The 12,349-nt window shown below is 41.5% G+C and carries 11 protein-coding genes; 7 read left to right on the forward strand and 4 right to left on the reverse strand.

Annotation, left to right across the window (positions count from 1 at the left end; genetic code table 11):
* Nucleotides 1-4: 4 nt before the first annotated feature.
* A complete protein-coding gene (locus tag ACMA1I_RS11910; RefSeq protein WP_337068562.1) occupies nucleotides 5-628 on the forward strand; it encodes a carbonic anhydrase in 624 nt (207 codons plus the stop codon).
* A gap of 337 nt (nucleotides 629-965) precedes the next feature.
* Here the strand turns inward: ACMA1I_RS11910 and ACMA1I_RS11915 are convergent, their stop codons facing one another.
* The 3 genes from ACMA1I_RS11915 to ACMA1I_RS11925 all read right to left on the reverse strand — a co-directional run bounded on the left by ACMA1I_RS11915 (nucleotide 966) and on the right by ACMA1I_RS11925 (nucleotide 4,409).
* Nucleotides 966-1,874: a bestrophin family protein gene (locus ACMA1I_RS11915; RefSeq protein ID WP_337068563.1), complete on the reverse strand. Its 909-nt coding sequence runs from the start codon at nucleotides 1,872-1,874 to the stop codon at nucleotides 966-968.
* 163 nt (nucleotides 1,875-2,037) lie between these two features.
* Entirely contained in the window at nucleotides 2,038-2,859 is an 822-nt protein-coding gene (locus ACMA1I_RS11920) for a universal stress protein (RefSeq protein ID WP_337068564.1), read from the reverse strand.
* 509 nt (nucleotides 2,860-3,368) lie between these two features.
* Nucleotides 3,369-4,409 carry an SWFGD domain-containing protein gene (locus ACMA1I_RS11925; RefSeq protein ID WP_337068565.1) on the reverse strand — a complete coding sequence of 347 codons (1,041 nt, stop codon included), beginning with the start codon at nucleotides 4,407-4,409 and terminating at the stop codon, nucleotides 3,369-3,371.
* 556 nt (nucleotides 4,410-4,965) lie between these two features.
* Here ACMA1I_RS11925 and ACMA1I_RS11930 point away from each other — a divergent pair.
* Complete coding sequence (locus ACMA1I_RS11930; RefSeq protein ID WP_337068566.1) at nucleotides 4,966-5,367, forward strand: hypothetical protein; 402 nt, start codon at nucleotides 4,966-4,968, stop codon at nucleotides 5,365-5,367.
* Between the two features lie 419 nt (nucleotides 5,368-5,786).
* Here the strand turns inward: ACMA1I_RS11930 and ACMA1I_RS11935 are convergent, their stop codons facing one another.
* Nucleotides 5,787-8,237 carry a DNA topoisomerase 3 gene (locus ACMA1I_RS11935; protein ID WP_337068567.1) on the reverse strand — a complete coding sequence of 817 codons (2,451 nt, stop codon included), beginning with the start codon at nucleotides 8,235-8,237 and terminating at the stop codon, nucleotides 5,787-5,789.
* A 302-nt stretch (nucleotides 8,238-8,539) separates the two neighbouring features.
* Here ACMA1I_RS11935 and ACMA1I_RS11940 point away from each other — a divergent pair, with 302 nt between their 5' ends.
* From ACMA1I_RS11940 to ACMA1I_RS11960, 5 genes are all read left to right on the forward strand, one after another.
* Entirely contained in the window at nucleotides 8,540-9,358 is an 819-nt protein-coding gene (locus tag ACMA1I_RS11940) for a metallophosphoesterase family protein (RefSeq protein ID WP_337068568.1), read from the forward strand.
* Between the two features lie 11 nt (nucleotides 9,359-9,369).
* The gene (locus ACMA1I_RS11945; protein WP_337068569.1) at nucleotides 9,370-9,984 is read left to right on the forward strand and encodes a hypothetical protein; all 615 of its coding nucleotides are present in this window, start codon (nucleotides 9,370-9,372) and stop codon (nucleotides 9,982-9,984) included.
* 13 nt (nucleotides 9,985-9,997) lie between these two features.
* The gene (locus tag ACMA1I_RS11950) at nucleotides 9,998-10,219 is read left to right on the forward strand and encodes a DUF2905 domain-containing protein (RefSeq protein WP_337068570.1); all 222 of its coding nucleotides are present in this window, start codon (nucleotides 9,998-10,000) and stop codon (nucleotides 10,217-10,219) included.
* Between the two features lie 403 nt (nucleotides 10,220-10,622).
* Nucleotides 10,623-11,390, forward strand: coding sequence for a YdcF family protein (locus ACMA1I_RS11955; RefSeq protein ID WP_337068571.1), 768 nt, complete (start codon nucleotides 10,623-10,625; stop codon nucleotides 11,388-11,390).
* Nucleotides 11,391-11,660: 270 nt separating this feature from the next.
* Nucleotides 11,661-12,341: a DUF2461 domain-containing protein gene (locus tag ACMA1I_RS11960; RefSeq protein WP_337068572.1), complete on the forward strand. Its 681-nt coding sequence runs from the start codon at nucleotides 11,661-11,663 to the stop codon at nucleotides 12,339-12,341.
* Nucleotides 12,342-12,349: the final 8 nt, after the last annotated feature.

Raw genomic sequence — 12,349 nt, forward strand, 5'->3', positions numbered from 1 at the left:
TATCATGGATAGAATATTAAAAAATAACAAAGAGTGGGTTACGCAGAAAATATCTGATGACCCGGAATATTTTAATAAGCTTGCGAAAGGGCAGGAGCCTCGATATTTGTTTATTGGTTGCTCTGATAGCCGCGTACCTGCCAATGAAATATCTGGTACAGGACCGGGTGAAATGTTTGTGCACCGGAATATAGCCAATATGGTGGTACATACTGATGTAAACCTGCTGTCTGTATTACAATATGCTGTTGAGGTGTTAAAAGTTAAAGTAGTGATTGTTTGTGGCCATTATGGCTGCGGAGGTGTAGCTGCCGCTGCAGGTAATCAGCAATTTGGACTTATAGACAACTGGCTCCGTAATATCAAGGACGTGATCAGACTGCATGAGCAGGAGATTATGGAAATTAAAGATGAAACAGCCCGTCACCGTCGTATTGTGGAATTAAATGTAATTGAGCAGGTACACAACCTTTCAAAAACATCCATTATTCAAAATGCAATGCAAACAGAAAATCCGCCAAAGCTGTACGGCTTAGTGTATGACCTAAAAGAAGGCTATTTAAAGGACCTGGAGGTGCAAGTAGATTCATTTAAGCAATTTGAGCATATTTACAATTATGCGGAATAACAGATAATAAATTTTTTCTATTGGTTAGATATAAAAGGTCCCGGCGTAATTGCCGGGACCTTTTATATTTTTCTAAATCATCTTAAAATCTTGTAACACGCTGTCTCTTTTGGCCTTTTTTTGGCAATACAAGGTAATAACTAGGGTAAAAAGCTGTTTATTTGAGTGTTTAGCCAGGGTGGAATAGCTACCACAACCAAACGTCCTGAAATAAGAAAAGACAATCAACCTCCTTGCACCTAATGCTAAAAAGAAAAGCGGAAAACCAGAATATCCGGTTCTCCGCTTCACTCACTTAGGAAACACTCAAACTTAAGGGTCACTAAAAAAGGTACTGCTACAAAACAAAATAGCCGCTTGGCTGAAGTTTTTCCGGCACTTTAGAATCATTGATCATCTGGCGCAAGTTCCTTTCGATAGTTCTGGCAATAGCAGTAACGGGGGTATCAGTTGGTTTATTTTCGAAAGGATCCTGTAGATGAATAGCCATTTTTTCTATAAGGAAAAATGACAAGGCAATGGTTATAACCATAGGAATCTCCAAAATGCCAAATGAATCCAGAAGAGCAAACGGTAGCAGCAACACGAATATAAACAAGGAGAAGTGGATATATAAGCTGTAAGTAACAGGGAACACAGTATTTTTGATTCGCTCACATTTACCCATAGAATCGCAAAGTCTGGTTAAAGTGTCTTCCATTTCTACTTGCTGGTACCTGTTTATTTGGCCATCCTCCAGGAGTAGCTTTAGGTCGCGGCCGTGCAGCTGCAGCAAGGCATTTGGCACATTATCGTGTCGACTTACGAAAGCTAACTCTTCGGGAGACAAGAATTTATTTAGCCCTTCCATAGCTGGTTTATTTCTCAATGCTTGTCCCAGGCTGTAGCACCACGCAATTTGGCGGTTCGTGAACTTATCCTGAAACTGCTTTACATTTACAGAAACATACGGGTCTGCCATAAAGCTAAGTAATTGCCTGACAAGCGTGCGGGAGTCATTTACAATAGCGCCCCATACTATCCTGGCTTCCCACCAACGATCGTAAGCTTGATTGGATTTGAACGCCAGCAATAGCGACAGAACTGTACCTAAGACCATGGGGACACTTAAAGGAATAGAAATATTAAAGTCGTTGTAGTATTTATCCCAAATGCCAATGGCAGAGGCATAAATAGCTACAAATATGATCTCATATTTTACCTTCCCAAAAATATATTTAATTGGAATATTTTTCTTCAGTAGCATAGTTTTCTCTTGTTATAAAACCCATAAACTGTCTCGATTTGTGGAGCACTTGTATTGAAATACCAGGCAACAATTTTTTCCTTACTATTTCGCGTTAAACCTTAGCATTAAGAGTTTGAGAAGAATTTGCCTGGGTATAAAGGAAGACTAAGCATTGAAATTCTTAGGTAATTGTCAGAAAAGGAACCCTGGTATGTTTGGCAACATCGCTGGATATTCTTTTTCGCGTAAAAATATTGCCGAATAAGCTCTTTTTACGACCTGTTACCAGAAGGTCTACCTTAAATTCTTCTACAAAGGTGTACACTCCTCCCGTAAAATCACTTTCCTGAATCAGGTGCACAGAGCAATTTATCTCTTTCAACTTTTCGTTCATATACACCTTGTTGAGCACGTATTCCAGCCGATCCATGTTTGTGCCTGGCTTAAAAATGACGAGGAAGGTCACATAGTAATTTTTAGTGGAAGCCAGGTTCAACAGCAGATCATCTAGCAGAAGAGTATATTTATCATCTGTGTCGAGCACATAAGCAATTTTTCTGAAGCTACAGGCCTCCATATTATCGGGTACATATAACACCGGGCAAGAAACGTCTTTGATGAGGTTGCTAAACGAAGCTAGCCCCTCTGTGTCTGGATTTTTAGACCCGCTAACCGGACTTAATATCAGATCGATGCTGTTGTTGTCTATAAAATTGCGAATTTTTAAGGGGCTATCGCCATAAAGATGTATGACGTTGAGGCTGCTGATTTCTACAGCAAAAGTTTTCTTTATTCGCTCCAGCGTCTTTTGAAAGGGCGTGTTGATTTTTTCAAGGCGCTCTTCTTCCCGAGGCAGCATCAAAAGCTCAGGAATGGAATCAGGGAGGGGGATAAGGTGAAGCAGAAAAATCTGACACTCTTCTCCCTTAAATACTTGAACACCATATTTTATTAGGTTCAGTGACTGAACGGTTAGATCCGTAGGTATAACTATTTTTTTCACAGCAGATAAATTTAGGTAGCACAATGAAGCTATGATACAAATAGAGTACTTTACAATTAAACCGCAGTTAAAATGATGTTAAAATCCAATTAAAAATAATAGAGGGAGATTTTAATGTCTTATTCTATTTACTATTATTGGTGGCCCTTTTTAAATTACAGCCTTAGAGTATATTACAAAAGATTAAGACTTGTAAAGAACAGGTATATATACAAGGGGGTATATTAAAATAATTAGCAATTTAAAGACATGACTAGCGTGAAAATTAAAGGGTGATTAAAATTTATTAATAATTATATTTAAAACTAGGTGAAGTACTTATTAAAAATAAGAAGAGATCTAATCAGTTATTAAGCAAATATATCTTTAAATTAAAAATTGCAAGTGCGGAAATGTTATATTTAACTAAAAAGAAAGGCCAGCTGCAAATGCAGCTGGCCTTTCTTTTTAGTTATTCTCTTTTATATAAATTGGCAGAACAATTAAATCTACCCTTATTATTTTAAAATTTACCATTCATAATCTCTTCTTGAGGAAGATCCATAAGAGTATGGAGGACCGCTGTAGGTAGAGCCAGAAGTTCTGTTAGATCTGTAGGAGCCTGAGTCATTATCATGATCCCGGTCACGCATTTCATCCATTCTTCTTCTTCTTTCAGCTTCCTCATCTCCAAACCACGACTTTAACTCGTCGCCTGCTCGATCAAAGAATCCTCGATCCTCGTCGTGATGTCTGTTTCTATCCCAGTCGCTGTTACTTCTGTTACGATCCCAGCTTCTGTTGCTGTCGTCTAAATACCTGCTACTAGAGCCAGAGCCTGAACTTGATCCATAGTTGCTACTTCCGTAGGAACCAGAGTTACCATAACTTCTGTCGTTTCCTAAAGAGGAGCCGGAACCATATCGGTTACCATAGCTAGACCCCATACTACCTGAACCCATGCTGCCTGAACCCATACCACTTGAGCCAGAATTGTAGGAGCCACGGTTATAAGAGTTTCTGTTATAGTTATTATCGTCGTCGTCTGTCATTCTATCCCAGGCATTCGACACTTTATTTTTAGTTCTATCCCAGGTATTCTCTATGCTATCTCCAGCACGGTCCCAGCTGTTTCGGTTGCTGTCCCGGTCAGAATCATATCGGTTAGAACTCCAATTATTATCCTGATTTGAGCCATAGTTACGGCTGCTGCTGCCTGAGCCATAGCCACTACTATTACCATAATTGCTGCTGCCGTAGTTAGAACCACCGTAATTTGAATCACCATAGTTAGAAGAACCGGAGCGGGAGCCTTGATTATAATTGCCAGAGGTGTTGCCAGCTGATCTTCCATAAGTAGAAGTGCCGCCGTAGCCTGAAGAGGCATGGTGATCACGACCTCCCCCCATATTGCTTGAGCCGCTTCTGTCTTCTGAGCTTCGGTGGGCGTTACGAATTCGGCCATTGGTCAAATCAAACTCATCAGAATAGTAATTCCTGGCAGATCCTCTGCTTTGAGATCTTGTGTTTTCATTATACGGGTTATAACCCGAATCTTCATAGCTTCTCATAGGTATTTGTTTTGGTTTGAAAAATTGTACTGAACAAAATGCCGTAAATTTCTCGACTTACGACATGTTTTTTTACGGTGTAAAATTCTTAAAGTTATTTATCTACCCTTTCCTGACAAGCGGCTGACATAATGAAATAATGACATAGAAGGGTTGGTATTGATTGTATATTCATAGCAGAAACATATATTTGCTAAAAGTTTAACATGGAGGTACCAGGGTTTGTAATTCTTTGAATGACATAATCTTGACATTCTAATTTTAAGAGACTGCTAATACATAAAAGGAGCAGGTTTGATACATTTTATTGGATCAGTAACAAGTAAGTGTGCTAAGTTCCCCAACTTGCATCGATTAATATGAAATACCGGCAAAAGCTATTCTGCTTTAGTTTACCATGCTTTTGAATGAATTTCCTAAACCAAATGTTGCAACTTTAAAATATGGCTTCTGCTGCTCCTCACTTTAAGAAGAGGTAATAATCTTATCAGATTTATAATTTTGATATGGTTTTCAGCAGCCCTACGACTTACTAAATATTTATATTTTTTAGCATATGAGATTAAAAGGATTGGTGGCAATGTTTTGCGCCACTGCGATGTTAAGTTCCTGTGAAGATATTTTTGAAGATAGCAAAGCACCTGATGGGTCTAAGCCTGATATAAAGATATTGTCACCAACTAGTAACCGTAGCTTTTCTACTGACCAAGGTTTGCCTTTACAAGTTACTGTAGTAGACAAAGATGATATTAAAGAGCTGCTTGTGCTGGTAAAAGGAAGCCAAGGAGAACTTGACTTCGTACGCTTTAGCTTACAGCCCAATAAAAAAGTATTGGAGCTGGACACAGTGGTTGCTCAAAATTCATTTATTCCTGGCACCTATACCTTAGAAATAAGTGCCAAGGATGGCCGGTCTAATCTAGCTACTAAAGAAGTAGTCTTTAAAATCAATAATTGATAACCATGGCCTTCAAACTAAAAAAGCAACCATATTAGTTTGCTTCTTTAGTTTGAAGGCCATAATTGAGTGCTGTACCACCTTACAGCCTATGCCCTAGCAAATTCTCAACACCTCCGGAAGGGTGTTTTCATTAGAATAATTTGGGTGCTGATTGATAGTTGTTGATTGCTAATTATTAAATGTATTAATGCTTTTCAGAGTAAAAAGCTGCTAAGACTTTGCCCCGTGTACAGCTCCTATAAGGATCTGGCAGCACCAAGCTTTGTAGAAGCCAGAAAAAAGAGCATTTACCATCCAAACACCAAGTGCCTAAAACATGTTAAAAGCCTCCGGGAGCCCATTTTCATTAGAAGAATTTCCCGCAAGGAATAGTTGTTATTGCCTTGATATTACCTTAACTAGTCAATATCTACTTACTAACCTAATTTAAAAACGACTTTACCTTGCTCGTTAATAGTAAGAGCAGCGTCAAATGATTGTCCAGTTTTCTCCGACACAAAACCTTTTATAACACTGGTGGTCCCTTTTAGCAGGAGTGTTGCAAATTGTTTTTCAGACAGCTGCTTATTACCCATCTGAAATGGAACCATAAAATGGCAGCCTTCACGGAAACGGCTGCAACCATAGGCGGTTTTTCCTTTCAGCATTTTCCCTTGCCGGCATCTCGGACATTGGGCAAAAGGATCGGGCGCTTCCATGGCATCTGCTTTCTCTAGTATAATTTCAAAAGAACTGCCTAAAACTAAGTTAGCATTAAACCGATCTCCTGTTTCGTCTTTGAATCCTTTGATGACACCGGTTTTCCCTTTGGTCAGTAGAGCAGTAACTTGCTTTTCTGTTAAGTGTTTTCCATGGTGCTCCATCGGAACAAGAAACCGGCAGCCTTCTCTAAACCTGATGCAGCCGTATGCTTTAGAGCCTTTTACAACATGCCCCTCTTTACAGGCTGGGCAGGTACCCAGACCTGCCGTTGCAGCTGCTTTAGCTGCTTTGGACTTAGGAGTACTGCCACCTTCTGCTGCTTTATTAGTTTTGGGAGCAGGTGTTGGAGCCTGAGGCTCCAATGTTACTGTAGCCTTGTCATATTTTACCTCCTGAACCAAAGACACTACAAATTGTTGCAGCTCATGCAGAAAAGCATCCGAGGCGAAGGTGCCATTTTCAATCTGACGTAGTTTTTGCTCCCATTGCCCCGTCATCTCCGCCGATTTTAAAGTTTGATTCGGAATAACACCAATCAAATCAATACCCATCTGGGTAGGAATAATTTTCTTTTTTTCTTTCCGGATGTATTGACGCTTAAAGAGCGTTTCAATAATGGCGGCTCGGGTAGAAGGGCGCCCTATACCATTTTCCTTTAAGGCTTCTTTCAGTTCATCGTCCTCTACTTGTCGGCCAGCTGTTTCCATGGCACGTAGCAGCGTTGCCTCCGTATATTCCTTTGGCGGACTTGTCATTTTCTTATCGAGCAGGGGCGCGTGCGGACCATGCTCTCCTTTTTCGAAGTGAGGAAGCACACCGGCTGTCTCTTCTTCTTCCTTAGCCTCGCCCTCTTTGGCAAGGGGTTCCGGCTTAGTATCGTCGGCACCATAAATAACACGCCATCCCGGCTCTAGAATTTGCTTTCCTTTTACCCTAAAGGCATAACCAGCCGAGTCAGCTAACACTGTGGTATTGCTCACAATACAATCAGGGTAAAAGGCAGCTAAAAAGCGGCGGGTAATGATATCGTAAACCTTAGCTTCTCTGTCGTAAAGGGTTCCTGCCGCTGCACCTGTTGGTATAATGGCGTGGTGGTCGGTCACTTTATTATTGTTAAATACCTTCTTCGATTTTCTGATTTTAGAAGACAGAAGGGGCGCCACTTCGTTTCGGTAATCTGAGAGTCCTTGTAAGATCCCAGGTATTTTAGGATAAATATCGTCTGGAAGAAAGACAGTATCGACACGAGGGTACGAAACTACCTTCTTCTCATAAAGGCTTTGCACTGTCTTCAGTGTTTCGTCGGCAGAGAGACCAAGTTTATTGTTACATTCAATTTGCAGAGAGGTCAGGTCAAAAAGTTTGGGAGGGCTTTCCGTTCCTTTCTTAATTTCAACGTCTGTAATAGTTAGTTCTTCCTCCTGTATTGCGGCCAAAATTTGCTGTGCCTCCTCTTCCTTTTGAAATCGGCCGTTGGTGCTGGAGAAGGTAGTATCGCGGTAAATCGTTTTCAGCTCCCAGTAAGGCTGTGGCACAAAATTCTGGATTTCGTGGTGCCGGTTCACGAGCATGGCCAATGTTGGCGTCTGAACCCGGCCAATAGAAAGGGTTTGCCTGCCTTGCGCATATTTAAGTGTAAACAGGCGTGTGGCATTCAATCCGAGCAACCAATCTCCGATGGCGCGGCTCTTGCCGGCCTGGTACAACAGATCAAACTCTGTTCCTTCCCGGAGCCGCGCAAAACCTTCCCGAATGGCATCCTCGGTCAGGGACGAAATCCACAAACGCTTAAAAGGCTTGCGGTATTTTGCTTCAGTAAGTACCCAACGCTGAATCACTTCACCTTCTTGACCAGCGTCACCACAGTTTATTACTTCGTCGGCCTGCTCCAGCAGTTTCTTTATTACTTTAAATTGTTGCTCTATGCCTTTGTCTTTCATGAGCTTAATGCCATACCGCTCAGGCAGCATGGGCAGGTCGTACAGGCTCCAACGTTTCCATTCAGGCCGATAATCATCGGGTTCGCGGAGCTGGCAGAAATGCCCAAAGGTCCAGGTAACCTGGTAGCCATTGCCCTCAAAGTATCCGTCTTTTCTGGCTTTTGCACCTATAACCTGGGCAATCTCTCGGGCAACACTTGGTTTTTCAGCTATACAAACTTTCAAATTTCCGGTATTTAGGCTTTACAGAACATACAAATTTAATTTTAAAAGTTCTGATTTCCGAGTGTAAACCTAAGTCAAACACGAAAGGAAATAATGGTACAGAAGTGGAGGAAATTTGATAACTGGAATTAGATAGAAGGCCAGGTTCAGGTAAGGCTAAGGTTTTAAAAATTCCTGACTGAGGTTTTATGGCGCAAATTCAAGTTTCACGCCAACCATTTTAGTGTTATTTTTGAACAGAAACTTAATAATTATGATCAGAGTATATTGAATATACTACTTACCACGCCTGCATCCACACTATGAAAAATAAGTACCCTAATGGCGCAGCAAATTGGTTTTTGCTGCCTGTTCTGCTCCTGACCCTGGCCAGTTGCGATATTTTTGAGTACAGCCCCTATGAGGTCCGCCTTGCGCCGGAAGAACGGAAAATAAATGAAAGAAACATTGCCCGCATACAGTCACTTCCCTTTACTGCCTCCGACACTCTTCGAATTGCACTTACTGCCGATACGCAGGGCTTCTATGCCGATAACGACGACATGGTAAATCATATGAACAGACGAGATGATATAGCATTTGTGCTTCATGGAGGCGATATTACGGATTATGGTCTACTACAGGAGTTTCGTTGGATTCATAAAAGCCTTGACCGGCTAAAGGTACCCTACGTAGCCGTTGTGGGCAACCACGATGCGGTGGGCAATGGCCAGCAGGTTTATAAAGCCATGTTCGGCGACTTTGACTTTAGCTTTACAGTAGCCAGTGCTAAGTTCATATTCTTAAACACCAATTACCTGGAGTTTGAAAAAAAAGCTCCTGACTTGGTTTGGCTGGAGGAGCAGTTACAGGATAGACCAGCCTACAACCATATTTTTGTCGTGTCGCATATTCCACCAACTAGCTATGAATTTGGAGAGCAAAACAAGGACGAGTACCAACGCCTCCTTAATAAATATGAGGTCAGTTTATCAATTCATGGGCATAACCATTCATTTGATTACTATAAATTAGAGGAAGATGGCGTAGATCATGTGAACGTAGGGGCTACCAACCAGCGAGAGTACCTGGTGCTGGAGGTAACTGATAATACCTTTAAATTAGACCGCATCACCTTTTAGGCAGAAGCCAAATGCGTAAACATATTCTATTCATACTGCTTTATTTCCTCATAGGAGCTTCTGCTTCCCATGCGCAGGACCAGGATGACTACAGCCGCGAAAGATTCAGATCGGCCTGGTATATACCCGATGGAGCGGTTATTCAGTTTGCCGGCAACATGGGCATGGTGGCTGTAGGCCCTCATTACACTAGCTACAACAGGAGAGTAGCAGCCGAACTTCTGGCAGGATTTGTACCAAAATATCAGGGAGACCAAAATCAATACCTGCTTACTCTGAAACCCTTTTACCAACCTTTTCGGATATCTGTAAAAGGCGGTCATACAATAACACCGCTTCGTGTAGGCATTGGCCTAAGTTACCATTTTGGAGACCAGTATAGCTTAAAGTGGGACGAGATATATCCTGATGGATATTATTGGTGGTCAACCAGGTTAAGGATTTTGGGTTATGCCGGACCCTCCTTTGATTTTCGTTTTAAAGACCAGACAAAACAGGTAAAAGCAATTAGTCTCTATAGCGAAATTGGAACATACGATCTGGTACTAACCTCGCTTATAAAGGAAAAAGGGTTGCGGCCACACGACATTATTAATCTTTCTGTAGGCCTTCGTATTGGTTTTTAAAATATTCACTTATATGCCATCAGTAGGAAAAGCAGTTGTGCTTATTGGAGTGGTAATCGTAGTAATAGGACTTGTTATCTGGCTTGCAGGTGATAAATTCAATTGGTTTGGCCAATTACCAGGCGACATAAATGTGGAGCGGAAGAATTTTCGTTTTTTTGCTCCTATCACCAGTATGTTACTATTTAGTATCCTGTTCTCTCTGATTCTCTGGGTCATCAGGCGGTTCTTCTAGGGTGTTAAATCAGTAAGCCCCTTCACATGATTAGCCCTTACAAGCAGAATGTACTTCTAAAACTGGAGGTGGTGCTATTGATTATTTCACCATGAAATTTTCAAATTATTTAAATGAAATTGCCCTCCCAGAGGCTGAAATAAGCAGTTTGGACTTAGGGAGAATCCATATGGTGAAAAGATCATGCATTAGATCGCCAAACAAACAGCTAGCGGCTTCCTACTTTCTCCTGTCAACCAAATGCAGTGCTGAGCATAAAAAATCAGGTGTTGTTGTTATTTCTTAGATTACCTCTTTAACTTGCTGCGGTAACAAAACTGGTTGCACGTAATTGCTTTGGCTTGTTTGCCAGTAACAAACTTGTGAGCCAAGCTGCTCTGGTATAATTTCTGACTTGTTCTGCATGTTTTTCCTGTTTTCGAAACTACTGCATTATTTCCTGATGCCTTTATTGTGGGTACTGTTCCTGCTGCTGTTGGCATTGTTTCTGAAATCAGTGAGATGGAGCAGAGGTTGCCTCTTGGCTTCCGTATCGTTGTTGCTGCTGTTTTCTAATCCTTTTTTATCAAATATGGCTTGGCGTGCCTGGGAGGTTGATGCCTTGCCAGTGGACGAGGTGGAACAGTACGATGCGGCCATCATTTTGGGCGGAATTACCACCAGTTCCGCAAGCATAACTGATAGGGTGCACACCAGGAGAGGGGCAGATCGTTTTTTACATCCGTTGCAGCTATACCGTCTGGGTAAAGTCAAGTATTTTATTTTATCAGGAGGAAGTGCTACTGTATCGGGTGAAGCAGGCGAATCGGAGGCAGAGCATCTGCAGGCCTTGCTAGTGCTTTCCGGTGTGTCTCCTGAACATATTATACTTGAAACAAGAAGCCGTAATACACGCGAGAATGCTGCCAATACGGCCAATTTGCTACAGCAGCACCCTGAGCTTCAAAAGCTTCTGCTGGTTACTTCTGCTTATCATATGAGGCGATCTGTAGGTTGCTTTGAGAAAGCAGGCCTTCAAACAACACCTTATTCCACCGATTTTTTTGCTGATGATCCTCGCTTCACTCCAGATGAATTGTTTATTCCTAGCATCCTGGCCTTTTCTGACTGGCATTTGCTAATTCATGAAATAGCTGGTTTTTTAGTTTACAAACTACTGGGGTACAGCTAAAATCTGGCTAAATAGCTTGTATTAATTAGGAAAGACAGATCACCTTGTTGATTAGTAAAAACAATGAAGCTTCTGCCTCCAGACCTGTTGAAGTAGTGCTTTTAATAGTTAAGAACTGCTATGCATCTTCAGCGTTCTTTTTACCTCCGGAAGGGCAATATTATTACAATAATTACTTTATAAATCTGCACACATAAAAACTGCTGCTGTTGCCACACATTAAGCAAGGTTGTCGTAAAGCAGCAGTAAAAATTGGAGAATACAACTTAAATGGCTGCTACAATACAAAAAAACACCCTCGAATTTTTAAGCTCACTCAAGGAGTACAATAGCCGCGAATGGTTTGCCGAACATAAACCTGCTTACGAGGCTGCCCGAAAAGACTTTATTTTATTTTTGGAGGAGCTGCTGGAGAATATGCAAGTATTTGAACCAATAGCTTATGGTCAGCAAGGCAAAGATTTGGTTTTCAGGATTTACCGCGACGTGCGCTTCTCTCATGACAAGCGACCTTATAAAGATCATTTTGGAGCGTTCATTGCAGAAGGTGGTCGCAAGTCTACTAAACCTGGTTACTACCTGCACCTGGCGGCTAACAATCAATCTTTTGTGGCAGGTGGTTTATGGATGCCTCCGGCAGAGGACTTAAAAGCAGTACGGCAAGAAATCGATTATAACCTCGACACTTTTAAGGGAATTGTAGAGAGCATCGACTTCAAAAAGCATTTTCCGGAGTTGTCGGGAGAGCAACTTAAAACCACCCCAAAAGGGTACGATAAAGACAATCCGGCGATTACCTACCTTCGTTTCAAAAGCTGGAATGCTGTGAAAATGCTAACTGACCAGGAAGTTCTCAGCTCCAACTTTATGGATACTGTTCTGGATGCCTTTCGAACAGTTAAACCCCTGAACGATTTTTTACTTCAACCACTACTTGATATAGGAGAGTAAAAGAAGCA

This window comes from Pontibacter sp. 13R65 (assembly GCF_047525655.1).
Lineage (GTDB): Bacteria > Bacteroidota > Bacteroidia > Cytophagales > Hymenobacteraceae > Pontibacter.

Coding starts and splice junctions, on each gene's coding strand:
- ACMA1I_RS11930 (WP_337068566.1), top strand. CDS start 4,966: ATGAGATTAAAAGGATTGGTGGCAATGTTTTGCGCCACTGCGATGTTA.
- ACMA1I_RS11960 (WP_337068572.1), top strand. CDS start 11,661: ATGGCTGCTACAATACAAAAAAACACCCTCGAATTTTTAAGCTCACTC.
- ACMA1I_RS11950 (WP_337068570.1), top strand. CDS start 9,998: ATGCCATCAGTAGGAAAAGCAGTTGTGCTTATTGGAGTGGTAATCGTA.
- ACMA1I_RS11915 (WP_337068563.1), bottom strand. CDS start 1,874: ATGCTACTGAAGAAAAATATTCCAATTAAATATATTTTTGGGAAGGTA.
- ACMA1I_RS11955 (WP_337068571.1), top strand. CDS start 10,623: ATGTTTTTCCTGTTTTCGAAACTACTGCATTATTTCCTGATGCCTTTA.
- ACMA1I_RS11940 (WP_337068568.1), top strand. CDS start 8,540: ATGAAAAATAAGTACCCTAATGGCGCAGCAAATTGGTTTTTGCTGCCT.
- ACMA1I_RS11945 (WP_337068569.1), top strand. CDS start 9,370: ATGCGTAAACATATTCTATTCATACTGCTTTATTTCCTCATAGGAGCT.
- ACMA1I_RS11925 (WP_337068565.1), bottom strand. CDS start 4,409: ATGAGAAGCTATGAAGATTCGGGTTATAACCCGTATAATGAAAACACA.
- ACMA1I_RS11910 (WP_337068562.1), top strand. CDS start 5: ATGGATAGAATATTAAAAAATAACAAAGAGTGGGTTACGCAGAAAATA.